This window comes from Mycolicibacterium canariasense (assembly GCF_002101555.1).
In the GTDB taxonomy this organism is placed as follows: Bacteria; Actinomycetota; Actinomycetes; order Mycobacteriales; family Mycobacteriaceae; genus Mycobacterium; species Mycobacterium canariasense.
The window spans coordinates 15,288-29,536 of the sequence record NZ_LQOL01000075.1; the positions used below are offsets into that span (position 1 = coordinate 15,288).

The following is a 14,249-nucleotide window of genomic DNA, read 5'->3' on the forward strand; positions in this document are numbered from 1 at the left end:
GGTCAGCCGGCGAACGCCCAGGATTCGATGATCTCCCGGGCAATCGAGATGGATCCCGGCAACAGCAGCCGCGACGACGAATCGCTGTTCCAGTCACCGTGCTCCAACGCCTCACGCACCTGAGCGCGGGTGAACCACTCGGCCTCGGCGATCTCGCCGTCGTTGAACGAGAACGGCTGCTCCGGGTCACCGACGGCGTGGAACCCGACCATCAGCGAGCGCGGGAACGGCCATGGCTGGCTGCCCAGGTAGCGGATGTCCCGAACGTTCAGCCCGACCTCCTCCGCGATCTCCCGCTCCACGCACGACTCGAAGGACTCCCCCGCCTCCACGAATCCGGCCAGCAGCGAGAACAGCCGCTCCGGCCAGAGGGTCTGGCGGGCCAGCACCGCGCGGTCGTGGCCGTCGTGCACCAGACAGATGATCGCCGGGTCGATGCGGGGGAATTCCTCGTGGCCGTTGACCGGATTGATCCGCGCCCAGCCGGCCTTGGCGGCTTTGGTCGGTGCGCCGTCCACCGGGCTGAAGCGGGCGGCGTCATGCCAGTTCAGCAGCGCGGTCGCGGTGGCGACCAGTTGGGCGCTGGCGTCGTCGAAGATCGGTCCGGCGCGACGCAGGTCGAGCACCTCCGTTTCGGCGGTGTCGCCCTCGGGAGCCTGCAGGGCGCCACGGACCGCCCAGACATGCCGGCCGCCTGCCAGGGTTCCGAGGAACACCGCATCGGCGGGTGGGGTGGCGCCGAGCGCGGTCGTCCTGCTCAGCACCACGCTCCCGCCGGAGATCAGCACCTGGTTGCGCCGGTCGACGTACAGCACGGCCGCGTCCGGCCAGCCGGCGATCGCGGCGTCGATATCGGTGCGCACCTGATCGTCGCGGTCGGCGCCGATCCGGGACAGCAGGGGGACGTTGCGCAGGGTGAAGCCGCTCATCGAGTGTCTCTGCTCAATCTTTGGATCGGATGTACAGCAATCGGTCGCTGAGTTCGAGCGCATCCACGCGCTCGTCGTCGACGCGCAACAGCTCCCCGCCGCGCACCACCCCGAGCACGATATCGGCCAGGTGGCGCGGCGAGCCGCCCTCCTCCTTGAGCTCGACCGGTCGCTCGGCGATGGCGAATCCGGCGTCCGGGGTGAGCAGGTCCTCCATCATCTCGACAACGCTGGGGGTCTGCGTTGCGATGCCCAGCAGCCGGCCCGCGGTCTCCGAGGTGACCACGGTGGTGTTCGCGCCGGATTGACGCAACAGGTGCTGGTTCTCGGCCTCCCGGACCGCGGCGATGATGTTGGCGTTGGGGGCCAGTTCCCGGGCGGTGAGCGTGACGAGGACCGCGGTGTCATCCCGGTTGGCCGCGACGATGATCGACTTCGCATGCTGGGCGCTGGCGAGCCTGAGCACCTCGGAGTCGGTGGCGCTGCCCCGGACGGTGACCAGCCCCGCGCTCTTGGCGCGCTCCAGGGCGGCCGGGTCGTCGTCGACCACGACGATGTCGCCCGGCGCCACGTCGTCGCCGATCATCGCCGACACCGCGGTCCTGCCCTTCGTCCCGTAGCCGACGACGATGGTGTGGTTGCGCACGGATCTCCTCCATCGCTGGATCTTCAGTGCCTGGCGCGACTGGGTGGTCAGGGTCTCGACCGTGGTACCGATGAGCACGATCAGGAACGCCACCCGCAGCGGCGTGATCACCAGGACGTTGACCAGGCGGGCTGATTCGGTGTAGGGCGTGATGTCGCCGTAGCCGGTGGTGGACAGCGACACGGTGGCGTAATAGATGCAGTCCAGCAGCGACAGCGGATCGCTTTCCTCCGGCGTGGACGCGACGTCGCGATAGCCGTGCCTGTCGATGTAGACGATGAACACCGCGGCGACCAGCGCGCTCAGCGCCCACAACACCCGCAGGAAGATCTTGCGGCCGGGGCTGACGAACTTCTCCGGGATGTTGAGGATGTCGACCAGGTCGGCGTCCGGGCGCGACGTCAGATTCTGGTCGATCGCCTCCAGGCGCCGGCGCAACCTACCTTTGGCCACGATTCACCGATCGGGGGGAGGTGAGCACGCCACAATGAAACCATGACATCACCTGCGCCCGTCGTTCAGCAGTCCAATCCGTCCCGCGCCCGGTTCATGGGCGGCTCACTGGTGGGAATGGGCATCCTGCATTTCGTCGCGCCGAAGCCGTTCGACGCCATCGTCCCGGCGGAGCTGCCGGGCAGCGCCCGGTTCTACACCCACGCCTCAGGTGTCGCCGAGGTCGCCACCGGTGCGCTGTTGCTGGCACCTCGCACCCGCAAGCTGGGCGCACTGGCCGCGATCGCGTTGTACCTCGGGGTGTTTCCGGCCAACGTCAACATGGTCCGGCTGTGGTTCAAAGCCCCCGCCAAGCCGCTGCCGATGCGGATCGGCGCTATCGCGCGCCTACCCCTGCAGATCCCGATGATCACCCAGGCCTACAAGATCTACCGCACCTCGTAGTCCGCCTCCGCCAGCAGCGCAGCGAGCTCGTCCGGCCCGGGTAGGTCGTCGGGCCGGACGGTGACCCCGCTGCGCACGTAGTGGAACGCCGCCCGCACCGAATCCAGCGGCCGGCCGGTCATCCCGGCCCACGCCAGCCGGTACACCGCCAGCTGCACCGCAGCGTGCCGCGCAGCTTCCGGGGTTCCCGGCGGGTCGCCGGTCTTCCAATCGAGGACCACGTGTGCGCCGTCGCCGTCGTCGAAGACCGCGTCGACCCGCCCCCGCACCACCGTGGCGCCGACCATCATGTCGAACGGCACCTCCACGTCGACCGGGGTGCGCGCCGCCCACACCGACGAGGCGAATGCGGCCTGCAACTCGGCCAGCTCATCGGCGTGCGCCCGGCCGGCGTCACCGTCGACTGCCCCCGGCAGATCGTCGAGGTCGAAGAGCCGCTCGGCGTGAAAGAAGCGCTGCACCCAGTCGTGAAAAGCGGTGCCCAGCAAGGCATTCGGGTCTGGCCGGACCGGCAGGCGGCGGCGCAACCGCCGCATCGCGCCCGCCCGGTCCTTGCCCAGCTCGACCAGCATGCTGACCGACAGCTGGCCCGGCAGCGGCACCGGTTCCGGCTCGCCGGCCCTGGCGCGTTCGGCCAGCAGCGCGTCGACGTCGGCGGCCCAGTTCTCCGCGTCCGCGGGGGCCGGGTCCGCCGAAGTGTCGGCGACCCGCACCAACTCCGCGCCGCGATCCAGCGCAGCGCGCCGCGAGCCCGTCGGCCTGGCCGGCCACACCGCCTCGACGGCGTTGTCCCGCAACGGGTTCGGATCGCCATCGGCGGGCGCGGGCGCCCAGTGCTCGATGACGCCGCACGGCGCCCCGGCCTCGGCCGACGCCTCCACGATGGCCCGCAGCTCGAGCAGGAAATCCGATGGTCCGCGGGGTTTCGACTCGGTGGGGCCCCAGTGATGACCCGACACCAGCAAGGTGTGCTCGCATCGCGTCAACGCGACGTACAGCAGGCGCCGCTCCTCGTCCACGCGCCGTTGGGCCAGACGGTCCTTGTGCGCGGCGATCTTGTCCGCCAAGGCCTTCCGGTCGAAGACGTCGGAGGTGTCGAGCACCGGCACCCCATGGTCGGAGTCGGTGGCCCGGTCCCCGCGCAGCAGCGGCGGCAGGTCACCGGCGTCGGACAGCCAGGTCCGCGCCATCGCGGTGGACGGGAACACCCGGCTGCTCAGGTGCGGGACCGCGACCACCTGCCACTCCAGCCCCTTGGCCGCGTGCACCGTGAGGATCTGCACCCGGTCGGTGGCGACCGTGGTCTCCGCCGGGGCCAACCCGTTCTCGACCACCGCGGCCACCTCGAGGTAGGCCAGCAGCCCGTCGACAGTGGCGTCGGCACGGTCGGCGAAATCGGCCACCACGTCGGCAAAGGTGTCCAGGTGTTCGGCGCCGCCCCACCCGGCCGCCACCGGACGGGCCGCCCTGGCTTCGGCGTCGACACCCAGCACCCGGCGGATCTCGGCGACCAGTTCGGGCAGTGGATGAGCCAGATGCGCTCGCAGCGCGGTCAATTCGCGACCGAGCGCGACGATGCGGGCGTAACCCGGCACCGAATAGCGGGACTCGGCCCCGGGATCGCAGATGGCATCGGCGAGGCAGGCGGCATCGGCGTCCGGCGCGGCCTGCGCGACGATCTGCGCGGTGGTGGCCGCCGCCGCGGGCCCGTCCAACTCGACCGCACGCTGCCACAGCGCCGCGATATCGCGCGCACCGAGGCGCCACCGCGGACCGGTGAGCACCCGCATCGCTGCGGGGCCACCGGTCGGGTCCGCGATCAGCCGCAGCATGGCCACCACGTCGGCCACCTCGGGAACCGACAGCAGCCCGGCCAGGCCGACCACTTCGACGGGAACGCCGCGCGCCGTGAGCGCCTCGGCCATCGGCGCGGCGTCGGCGTTGCGGCGCACCAGCACCGCCGTGGTGGGCGGTGTCGGGCCGGCCAGATATCGCCGCGCGACCTCGTCGGCCACCCAATGACGTTCGGCAACCACGTCATTGAGCAGGGCGCACCGGATATCGCCGGGTTCGGCACCGGGACGCGGCAGCAGCTCACGGACGCTGACCGACCGGCGACGGGCCTGCGCGGACACCTCGTTGGCCAGGTGCAGCGCCTCCGGCGGGTTGCGCCAACTGGTCCGCAATTCCAGGGTGGGCGCCGGGGTGCCGTCGGACAGCGGGAAATCGGTGGCGAACCGCGGCAGGTTGGTGGCCGACGCCCCGCGCCAGCCGTAGATGGATTGGACCGGATCCCCCACCGCGGTCAGGGCGAGGCCGTCGTCAACCCCGCCGCCGAACAGCGCCGACAGCGCGATGCGTTGCGCATGACCGGTGTCCTGGTACTCGTCCAGCAGCACCACCCGATACCGTTGCCGCAGTTGGTCACCCACCTGGGGCGCCGCCACCGCCAACCGGGCGGCCGCCGACATCTGGGCACCGAAGTCCATGACCTTGGCCGCCCGCATCCGGCGGTGCAACTCGTCGATGAGCGGCACCAACCGGGTCCGTTCGGTCTGGGTGTCCAGCAGCTTGAGCAGCCACTGGGCCGGGCCCGTGTCGCGCTGGTTCGGGCCCGGCGGCAGGTTCAGGATCAACCGCTCGAGCTCGACATGGGTGTCGGTCAGCGCGGCAGTGTCCACCAGGTGCTCGGACAGCGCGCCGGCCAGGCGCAACACCTGACCGGTGACGGCGGCCGGGGTCTTGTCGGTCTCCAACACCCGGGGGTGCTCACACACCACCCGGAAGGCCAACTGCCACAGTTCTGTCTCGCCGATCAGCCGGGTGTCGGGCTCCACCGGCAGCAGCAAACCGTACTCACGCAACAGGGTTCCGGCGAATGCGTGATAAGTGCTGATGGTGGGCGGGTCCTCGGCCCGCAGCTGCGGGCACAGTCCGGCACCGGCGAGTCGGGCCAGCCGGGCCCGCACCCGGCGCAGCAGCTGGCCGGCGGCCTTACGGGTGAACGTCAGCCCGAGCACCCCCGCCGGCGCGGCGTAGCCGTTGGCGACCAGCCACACCACCCGCGCCGCCATCGTCTCGGTCTTGCCCGCACCGGCGCCGGCGATCACCACCAACGGTCCCGGCGGCGCGGCGATGACCGCCGCCTGCTCATCGGTGGGCGCGAAAAGGCCGAGCGCGTCGGCCAGTTCGGCCGGGCTGTACGTGGTGGCGATCACTGGCCCTCCCCCTGCTGATGTGCCGGACACATGGCGCGCACCGGGCAGTGCCCGCAATTGTCGTTGACCCTGGCGACAAACGTCGGACCCTGGGTGGCCGCCGCCGCGGCCACCACCTGTTCGCGCCACCGGGCGGCGGCCTCGGGCGTGAGGGCGTCCTGCGTGCGTTCGGTGGCCCCACCGGCGCTGGGCTTGCCGGGATACACCAGGACCCCACCGCCGGGCTCATCTCCTTGCGGCAGCACGCCTTCGGCGACGGCGAGTTGGTACATCGCCAACTGGGCATGCCGCTGCGCGTCGTCCTTGGTGACCGGACTCTTACCGGTCTTGACGTCGACGATCACCAGTCGTCCGGCGTTGTCCCGTTCCAGCCGGTCGATGCGGCCTCGCACGCGCACGCCCGGAGCGACCATCCCGTCGACGCCGACCTCGGTGCCCACCTCGGTCAGCTGGCGGCGGGTCAGTTCACGCCACTGCGCGAACGCCGACAGCATGGCCCCGTGCCGGGCCAGTTCGTTGTCGGCGTACCACTGGGATTCGTACGGCAGCCCGACCCAGACGGTTTCCAGTTCGGCCAGCAACTGCCGCTCGGTCTTGGTGGAATCGGCCAGCAGGGCGTGCACCAACGACCCCACCGCCGACCGGACGTCGCGGCTGTCGCTACCACCGTGGCGTTCCAGCAGCCAGCGCAGCGGGCAATCCGACAGCGTCTGCACGGTGGACGGGGACAGCGTGACCACCTGCTCGGCACCGGACCACAGCGGTTCGCTGGTGGACGGCTCGGTGCGCCCGTACCAGGAGTCCGGATCCGCCCCCGCCACCCCAGCCTCGGCCAGCCGGGCCAATTGGCTTGCGGCACAGGCACGGACCTCGTCACTCACCTCACCGTCGGGGGCACACACCGCCGCGCGCAGGCGACCCACCAGCGCCGCGGGTGTCAGCACCCGCGGGGCGACGACCGGCATGCTGTCGGGCCGGCCGTCGTCGGTGGTCAGCTCGGCGAGCTCGGCGCAGAACGGCGAGGGCAGCATGGCATCGTCGTCACCGGCGCCACCGTCGACGGCGGTCACCAGCAGCCGGCTGCGGGCGCGGCCCATCGCGGCGATGAGCAGGCGCCGCTCCTCGGCCACCAGCGGTGCCCGCAACGAGACCGGCCGGCCGGCTTCGGTCACCCCGTCCAGGATGTCGACCAGATGCTGGGTGCCCAGCACCCCGCCGCGGGGAACGGTGTTGGGCCACAGCCCCTCTTGCACGCCCGCGATCACCACGAACTCCCAGTCCCGGTCCAGCACCGCGTGCGCACTGCACACCGCGACCACCTCACCGCGGGGTGTGCGGTCGGCGGTGACCGGCAGGCTGAGCCCCTCGACGTGGTCGAGCAGGCCCCTCAGCGTCGCTCCGCTGGTGCGGGTGACGTACTGCTCGGCCACGTCGAACAGGGCGGTGACGGCGTCCAGGTCACGCTCGGCCGCCGCCCCCGCGGCACCGCCACGCTCGGCCGCGGCGACCCACCGGCGCTGCAGTCCGCTGCGCTGCCACGCCTGCCACAGCGTGGAACGGGGGTCCGCCCCGGCGCGGTGGCTGCGACGCGCGGCCGCCACGACCGCACCGACCCGCCGCAGACTGCGGCCGTGCTCGGGCGCCAGCCCGTCCGGGACCTCGAGCACGGCGTCGGCGAGCAGGTCCGGGAAGTCGCGCTGCCGATCATCGAGGCGGCGCAACGCCCGGCGCAGCTGCCGCAGGGAGACCGGATCGACACGGCCGATCGGCCCCGTGACCAGATCCAGTGCCGCCCCGCCGGTCAGCCCGTCGGCGGTCGCGCCGAGCACGGTCAGCAATGCGTGCACGGCGGGCCGGCGGGCGAGCACCGGTTCGGCGGCCGGCAGGTCCACCGGAACACCGGCGGCGGCCAGCGTGCGCCCCAGTGCGGCGCCGGCGCGCGGCACCGACCGGACCACCACCGCCATCTGCGACCACGGCACCCCGTCGACGAGGTGGGCGCGGCGCAGGGCGTCGGCGACCATCGTGGCCTCGGCGTGTGCGGTGGCGGCGATCCGCACCGATACCTGCCCAGGATCGCCGGTGGCACTGGTGAATTCACCGAGTCCTTCGGCGGCGGGCAGCCGGCGGGCGATGCCGGAGACGGCGGCGGCCACCGCGGCCGAGCACCGATGCGAGGCGGTCAGCGTGATGGCCGGTGCGTCGGTACGCAGCAGGGCGGGATCGGCCCCGCGGTAGCCGAACACCGACTGGTTGGGGTCACCGGCGAGCACGGTGAGATCCGCGCCGGCGGCGAGCACCCGCACCAGCAGTGCGGCCTGCGGGTCCAGGTGCTGCGCGTCGTCGACGAGCAACAGCTTGATGCGGGCCCGTTCGGCGGCGAGCAGGTCGGCGTCGGTGGCCAGCGCGTCCAGCGCCGCGCCGACCAGCTCGGCAGCTCCCAGGGCGGGCACGGTGGCCTGTGGTGCGGCCATCCCGACCGCCGCGCGCAGCAGCATCACCTGCTCATAAACCTGGGCGAAGCGCCCCGCCGCCACCCATTCCGCGCGGCCCGACAACCGGCCCAGGCGTTGCAGCGCCAACGGGTCGACCCCGCGTTCGGCGCAGCGCGCCATCAGATCACGCAGTTCGGAGGCGAAGCCTGCGGTACCGAGGGCCGGGTGCAGCGTCGCCGGCCAGGTGGCCGCACCGTCTTCGAGATCCCCGGCGAGCAGTTCCCGGATGATGCCGTCCTGCTCGGCTCCGGTGATCAGCCGCGGCGGCGGGTCACCGCCCCGCTGGGCGGCCAGCCGCAGCACCGCGAAGGCATAGGAGTGCACGGTGCGTACCAGCGGTTCCCGAACCACGCCGGACCCACTGCGCAGCAGGGCGGCGGTGATCTGGGCCCTGGCCGCCGCGCCCAACCGCGCCGAACCGGTCAGCAGCAACACCGATTCGGTCGGCATGCCGGCGGCGATATGCGCGGCGGCGGAGCCGGTGAGCAGGCTGGTCTTTCCGGTGCCCGGGCCGCCGAGCACCCGTACCGTGCCCCGCAGACCTGGGTCGGCCAGTGCGGCGGGCGCCAGCACGGTGGTCGATGCGGTCATGCCGACATGTCACCACGGGGGTCCGACAAGTAACCTCGCACCGTGCTGCACACCTACCGGTACGGTCCCGCCTCCCCCGTCCAGGTGCTGGCCATCCACGGCCTCACCGGGCACGGCAAGCGGTGGGAGACCCTGGCGTCCGGCCACCTGCCGGATGTATCCGTCCTGGCACCCGACCTGATCGGGCACGGCCGGTCGACATGGGCCGCCCCGTGGACCATCGAGGCCAATGTGGCGGCGCTGGCCGATCTGCTGGATTCCGAGGCGACCGGTCCGGTGCTGGTGGCCGGGCACTCGTTCGGGGGCGCGGTGGCGCTGACCCTGGCCGCCTCCCGGCCCGATCTGGTGTCCGGTCTGGTGCTGCTGGATCCGGCCGTGGCGCTGGACGGTGACTGGATGCGCGAGATCGCCGACGCGATGCTGTCCTCCCCCGATTACCCGGACCGCGACGAGGCCCGCGCGGACAAGCTGTCGGGTTCGTGGGGTGAGGTGCCGCCCGACGAACTGGAACGCGAGCTCGACGAACATCTCGTCGCGCTGCCCGACGGGCGGGTGGGCTGGCGGATCAGCATCCCCGCGGCGATGTCGTACTGGAGCGAGCTGACCCGCCCGATCGCCGTGCCGGCCAACAGGATTCCGGTGACCCTGATCCGGGCGACCCGCACCACGCCGCCGTATGTCAGCGACGCGCTGATCGACGCCCTGCGCGCGGCGCTGGGCGACCGGTTCGCGTTGGTCGATCTGGACTGTGATCACATGGTGGGACAGGCCCGCCCCGCCGAGACCGCCGCCGTCATCCGCGACCAGCTGGGCTGAGATGGCGCGCGTCACCGAGGAGCAGGTCGAGTCGGTCCGCGCGCTGGTGGCCGCGATACCGGCGGGCCGGGTGAGCACCTACGGGGACATCGCCGACGCCGCGGGGCTGTCCAGCCCGCGGATCGTGGGCTGGGTGATGCGCACCGACTCGTCGGATCTGCCGTGGCACAGGGTGATTCCCGCTTCCGGGCGCCCTGCCGCACACCTGGCCACCCGGCAGCTGGAACGGCTGTGCGCCGAAGGCGTCCTGGCCGCCGACGGCCGGGTGCCGCTGGGCGAATACCGTCACCAGTTCGAATAAAATTCCAGGTGCGCCCGCGCCGCCGACTCCCAGGTCATCGACGCGGCGAGCTCCCGTCCCGGCCCCGGATCGGCCGGACTATCCAGCGCGGCAGCCATTTCCGCGGCGAACTCCGGCACGTCGGCGGCGAACCGCACGGTCGCCCCGAATACCTCGCGCAGTACCGGCAGGTCCCTGGTGACGACGGGCCGGCCCGCGGCCAGTGCCTCCATCGCCGCCAAGCCGAATCCTTCCTTGGTGGACGGGAACGCGAACACATCGCACCCGGCAACCAGTGTGGGCAGCCGGTCATCGGCGACGGCGCCGAGGATGACGGGTTCGACACCCAGTTCGGCGCACCGTGTCTCGAACTCGGCCCGGTAGTCGCGGTAGTCGAACAGCGTCTCGCCACCCGCGATCACCAACAACAGCTCCGGATGACTGCGCCTCAGTTGGTGATACGCGCCGACCAGGTCGACGGTGCCCTTGCGTGGTTCGATACCGCCGACCGTCAACACGTACCGGCCCAGCTCGGCTCGCCAGCGGGCCTGGCCGTCCATGTCGGCGGCGGCATCGGCGAAGCGTTGCGCATCAACCCCATTGGGGATCACCGTGGGTTCGAATCCCCAGCCCGCGCGCACCTCGGCGGCGACGGCCGAGGATACGCAGATGCGGCCGTAGGGTTCGACGATCGCCTTCTCGTGGCATTCGGCGAGCACCGGGGTGGTGAACCGGTCGAGATGATGGATGGTGCGGATGCAGCGTCCGACGGCGTTGGCGCTGATGCAGTCCTGGGCATGCACGATGTCGTAGTCATCCGGGGTGAACGCGCGGCGCAGCACCTCGATCGACCGCACGATCCGGTCGGTGACGGTGTCCGCAGGGTGATCGGTGAACTCCACCAACCGTACGGTCACGGCCGGGTCGACGTCCCGGAAGAAGCCCCGGTCGCCGGCGCGGGCCAGCGACCACACCGTCACATCGGCTCCCGACCGGGCCAGCGCCTCGGCGAGGTAGAGCGTGTGCACCACGCCCCCACGGGGTTTGGTGGAGTAGGTCAGCAGCGCGATGCGCACGGTCAGCCCCGCACCGACTTGGCGCGATAGGTGTCCGGGCGCAGCTCGGCGAGGTGGTTGAGCACCTTTCTGGCGCGGGCGATCTCGGCCTCGACGTCGATCTCGGCCTTGGCCATGCCACCCTTGGACCGGGTGGTGGCCAGGATGTCCCCGCCCGGCCCGACCACCTTGGCCTGTCCGAGGAAGCGCAGCTTGCCCATCACGCCGGTCTGGTTGGAGGACACCAGGACCACCTGATTCTCCGCTGCGCGGGCACAGTCGTACAGATCGAACAACCGCGATTGCCGGTCGGCGGGCAACCGCGACGCGCGGTCGGTGATGCTGGCCGGCCACGCGGACAGTGCAGCGATGATGTGGGCTCCGTCGAGGGCCAGTGCCCGCGCCGCCTCGGGAAAGGTCTTGTCGTAGTCGATGAGCATGCCGACCCGGCCGACCGGGGTGTCGAAGGCGCCGAACGCGTCGCCGGCCAGATACGTCAGTGCTTCCCCGGCCGGTTGGTGCACCTTGCGATAGGTACCGAGCACGCCGTCCCCGGACACGCAGACCGCCGCGTTGTACCGGGCACCGCCGGGGGCCGACTCGGCATAGCCGACGCAGACGGTCATGCTCCCCGCCGCGGCGATCACGGCGGCGATCTCCGGGCCGTCCGGATCCAGGGCGGGCGGCGGATCGTCGGGGTCGGGTGCGGCGAAATCGCCGATGTAGCCGCCGAGGCAGGCATCGGGTAACACGAGCAGGTCGACCCCGTCGCGGGCCGCCGACTCGATGATCCCGACGACCTTGGACACCCCGCGGTCCATATCGCGGCCGAAATGGGCGGCGACCGCTCCCAGCGTGACTGCTGCCATGGCTCCCCTCAGGCCGCTCCGAGACCGGTGACCGGCGACGTGAGCGCCGTCGTCGTCACCCCGTCAGGCCAGCGTAAGCGCACACCGGGCGAGGCGGTGAGCGACCCGCAGACGGCGGTCGTGACCCCGGGTGGCGAACCGGCCGGTGCGCCGCCACCCGCGGTGAGCATCGCGTAACCGGGGAAACAGGTCAGCCACGAACCCATCGCCGCGCCCGCCGGGCGCGGGATGGCCGCGACGTCGAGTTCGGCGCCGGTCCCGCCGGCTTCGGCCAGCATGCCCAGGGTCCCGACGATGCCCGCCATGCTGACATCCTTGGCGGCCCGCGGCTCCATCCGGGCGACCAGGCCGGTCATGGCGCGCAGATCGGCGCCGCTGCGACCGCTTGTCGAATCCCATTGCCGGCCCGTGTATCCGGGGCGCCAGTTGCCGGTGAGGTCGGCGGTGAGCGCCAGCGGGTCACCGGCCCGCCCGCCGCCGCCGGGCACCGGTGTGCCGGTTCGGCCCAGGGCGGTGACGGCCAGCGCCGCCGGGACACCGAGCTGGGTGTGCCCACCCAGCACCGGTACCTCCCATGCCCGCGAGGCCGCCGCGACACCGCCGATGATGCGATCCAGCAATGCCCGGGTGGGGGCGCCGACCGCGTCCAGCAGTCCCAGCGGCGCGGCCCCCATGGCGGTCAGGTCGTTGACGTTCACCAGCACCGAGCACCAGCCCGCCCACTCCGGGTCGCGCTCGACCATGGACGGGATGATGGCGTCGCACGCGGCGATCAGATCGCTGCCGGGAACCGGCGCCCCGTCGTCGCCGACGAACCCGGCCGGGCCGAGCGCTCCCGCCGTCGAGCGCAGCGGCGCCAGGGCCGGGCCGAGGAACGTCTTGGTGGCCGCGGTGAGCGCCCGGAACGGGTTCAGCGGCCAGCGGATCAACGTGTGCGGCCGGCCGACGAACTCGGTGTGCCGCAGGGTCTGCCAGCCGAGCGCGGCGAACATCGGCAGGTAGCGCCGTTGCACGGTGGCCTCGAAGCGCAGCACCCCGGCCGATTCGGCGTGCGCGCACGCGGCGCGGATCAGGGCCGGGCCGATGCCGCTGGGCGCGTCGGGCTGGGCCACCAGCCGGCTCCCGGTCCACCAACCCAGGTCCACGTCGCCGACGGGCGCCAGTCGCACGCCGCCGAGAACACCCCCGCCCGGCGCGGTGGCGACCAGCACCACGGTGCGCGGATCGTCGTCGATGTCGTCGTGGTCCGTGCCGGCGAACAGGCCCTGTTCGCCGACGAAGGCACTGCGGCGCAGCCTCCGGTAGGCATCGAGTTCGGTGCCGTCGGCGGGATGGATGAGAAGCGCTGCGGCCTTGCGGGTTCCGGCCAGAATGGACAGTTCGGTCATCACGCCCCCAGGTTCTGCAGTACCGAGCAGGCGCCGCATGCCGCGCACCCGGCCCGCTGGTCGGCCCCGGCCATTCCTGCCATGGCCAGCCGGGCGGCAACCTCACGGGACACCTTCTCCACCAGTGCGGCATCCGGTGCCGCGGCGCCGTCGACATCGACGGCCAGTGATCCCGGCTGCGGTCGGTAGGGCACCACGAACGGGTAGACGCCCATCTCGATCAATTCGGCTGCCCCGCTGATAAATTCGTCGGGGTCCTCGCCGAGCCCGACCAGCAGGTAGGTGGACACCTGGTTGCGGCCGAACACCCGCACGGCCTCGCGCCAGGCGGCCCGGTAGCTGTCCATCGGCACGGTGGCCTTGCCCGGCATCCAGCGCCGCCGCACCTCGTCGTCGAGGGATTCGACGTGGATGCCGATGGCGTCGGCACCCGCGTCGCGCAGTTCGGTCAGCACGCCCAGATCGGCCGGTGGCTCACACTGCACCTGGATGGGCAGGTCCGGGACGGCCGCTTTGACCGCCCGCACACACCGGGCCAGATGCCGTGCGCCGCGGTCGGTTCCGGCGGACGTGCCGGTGGTCATCACCATCTGGGTGACGCCGTCCAGCCGGACGGCGGCCGCGGCCACCTCGGCGAGTTCGGCGGGGCGTTTCACCGCGGTGGTGGCACCGCTGCGCAGCGACTCCTCGATGGTGCAGAACCGGCACCGCTGGTCTTCGACGTAGCGGATGCAGGTCTGCACCACGGTGGTGGCCAGCACGTTGCGGCCGTGCAGCCGGGCGAGCTTCTCGTACGGCACCCCCTCGGCGGTGGTCAGGTCGTAGAACCGGGGCCGGTTGACGACCTCAACGTCCAGGCCGGTGTCCTCGCCGTCGAGCAGCACCCGGGTGCCGTCGAATACGAACGGGCTCTGCGGGTTCCGCGGGATGGCGGCGTTGAGACCGTCGATGACGAGGTGGCCGTCGGCGCTCGGTCCGGCGCCTGCGGTGCGGCTGACCGGTGGTCGGCCGCGGAAGCCCAACAGGGCCAGGTCGACACGCGTGGATACTGACATCGGGGCTCCC

The 14,249-nt window shown here is 72.0% G+C and carries 11 protein-coding genes; 3 read left to right on the forward strand and 8 right to left on the reverse strand.

From position 1 onward, the window contains the following. Window positions 1-2 precede the first annotated feature (2 nt). Both nudC and AWB94_RS25765 read right to left on the reverse strand, forming a co-directional pair. Window positions 3-929, reverse strand: coding sequence for an NAD(+) diphosphatase (nudC, locus tag AWB94_RS25760; protein ID WP_062654525.1), 927 nt, complete (start codon window positions 927-929; stop codon window positions 3-5). Between the two features lie 13 nt (window positions 930-942). Next, on the reverse strand, window positions 943-2,028 hold the full coding sequence (locus AWB94_RS25765) for a potassium channel family protein (RefSeq protein WP_062654524.1): 1,086 nt from the start codon (window positions 2,026-2,028) through the stop codon (window positions 943-945). Window positions 2,029-2,070: 42 nt separating this feature from the next. Here AWB94_RS25765 and AWB94_RS25770 point away from each other — a divergent pair, with 42 nt between their 5' ends. Beyond that, entirely contained in the window at window positions 2,071-2,472 is a 402-nt protein-coding gene (locus tag AWB94_RS25770; protein ID WP_062654523.1) for a DoxX family protein, read from the forward strand. Here the strand turns inward: AWB94_RS25770 and AWB94_RS25775 are convergent. Beyond that, window positions 2,457-5,747: an ATP-dependent helicase gene (locus AWB94_RS25775; RefSeq protein ID WP_084394899.1), complete on the reverse strand. Its 3,291-nt coding sequence runs from the start codon at window positions 5,745-5,747 to the stop codon at window positions 2,457-2,459. The two genes, AWB94_RS25770 and AWB94_RS25775, sit on opposite strands and share 16 nt — an antisense overlap. Further along, a complete protein-coding gene (locus AWB94_RS25780) occupies window positions 5,687-8,776 on the reverse strand; it encodes an ATP-dependent DNA helicase (RefSeq protein WP_062654522.1) in 3,090 nt (1,029 codons plus the stop codon). Before AWB94_RS25780 ends, AWB94_RS25775 begins: the two co-directional genes overlap by 61 nt. A 42-nt stretch (window positions 8,777-8,818) precedes the next feature. Between AWB94_RS25780 and AWB94_RS25785 the strand changes: the two genes are divergently transcribed. Next, window positions 8,819-9,592 (forward strand): alpha/beta fold hydrolase, encoded by a 774-nt coding sequence (locus tag AWB94_RS25785; RefSeq protein WP_062654521.1) that lies wholly within the window; start codon window positions 8,819-8,821, stop codon window positions 9,590-9,592. Between the two features lies 1 nt (window position 9,593). Further along, the gene (locus tag AWB94_RS25790) at window positions 9,594-9,893 is read left to right on the forward strand and encodes an MGMT family protein (protein WP_062654520.1); all 300 of its coding nucleotides are present in this window, start codon (window positions 9,594-9,596) and stop codon (window positions 9,891-9,893) included. Here AWB94_RS25790 and AWB94_RS25795 read toward each other — a convergent pair. The 4 genes from AWB94_RS25795 to AWB94_RS25810 are packed head-to-tail and all read right to left on the reverse strand — an operon-like array spanning window position 9,878 to window position 14,239. After that, window positions 9,878-10,948, reverse strand: a complete 1,071-nt coding sequence (locus tag AWB94_RS25795; protein WP_062654519.1) for an MSMEG_0565 family glycosyltransferase — start codon at window positions 10,946-10,948, stop codon at window positions 9,878-9,880. The genes AWB94_RS25790 and AWB94_RS25795 overlap by 16 nt on opposite strands. A gap of 2 nt (window positions 10,949-10,950) precedes the next feature. Beyond that, the gene (locus tag AWB94_RS25800; protein ID WP_062654518.1) at window positions 10,951-11,796 is read right to left on the reverse strand and encodes a carbon-nitrogen hydrolase family protein; all 846 of its coding nucleotides are present in this window, start codon (window positions 11,794-11,796) and stop codon (window positions 10,951-10,953) included. Window positions 11,797-11,804: 8 nt separating this feature from the next. After that, window positions 11,805-13,184, reverse strand: a complete 1,380-nt coding sequence (locus tag AWB94_RS25805; protein WP_062654517.1) for an MSMEG_0567/sll0787 family protein — start codon at window positions 13,182-13,184, stop codon at window positions 11,805-11,807. Further along, window positions 13,184-14,239 (reverse strand): MSMEG_0568 family radical SAM protein, encoded by a 1,056-nt coding sequence (locus tag AWB94_RS25810; protein WP_062654516.1) that lies wholly within the window; start codon window positions 14,237-14,239, stop codon window positions 13,184-13,186. Before AWB94_RS25810 ends, AWB94_RS25805 begins: the two co-directional genes overlap by 1 nt. Window positions 14,240-14,249 lie beyond the last annotated feature (10 nt).

Bases quoted from the DNA above. Each gene is read 5' to 3' on its own strand.
- AWB94_RS25805 (WP_062654517.1), bottom strand. From the start codon at position 13,184: ATGACCGAACTGTCCATTCTGGCCGGAACCCGCAAGGCCGCAGCGCTT.
- AWB94_RS25810 (WP_062654516.1), bottom strand. From the start codon at position 14,239: ATGTCAGTATCCACGCGTGTCGACCTGGCCCTGTTGGGCTTCCGCGGC.
- AWB94_RS25790 (WP_062654520.1), top strand. From the start codon at position 9,594: ATGGCGCGCGTCACCGAGGAGCAGGTCGAGTCGGTCCGCGCGCTGGTG.
- AWB94_RS25770 (WP_062654523.1), top strand. From the start codon at position 2,071: ATGACATCACCTGCGCCCGTCGTTCAGCAGTCCAATCCGTCCCGCGCC.
- nudC (WP_062654525.1), bottom strand. From the start codon at position 929: ATGAGCGGCTTCACCCTGCGCAACGTCCCCCTGCTGTCCCGGATCGGC.
- AWB94_RS25800 (WP_062654518.1), bottom strand. From the start codon at position 11,796: ATGGCAGCAGTCACGCTGGGAGCGGTCGCCGCCCATTTCGGCCGCGAT.
- AWB94_RS25780 (WP_062654522.1), bottom strand. From the start codon at position 8,776: ATGACCGCATCGACCACCGTGCTGGCGCCCGCCGCACTGGCCGACCCA.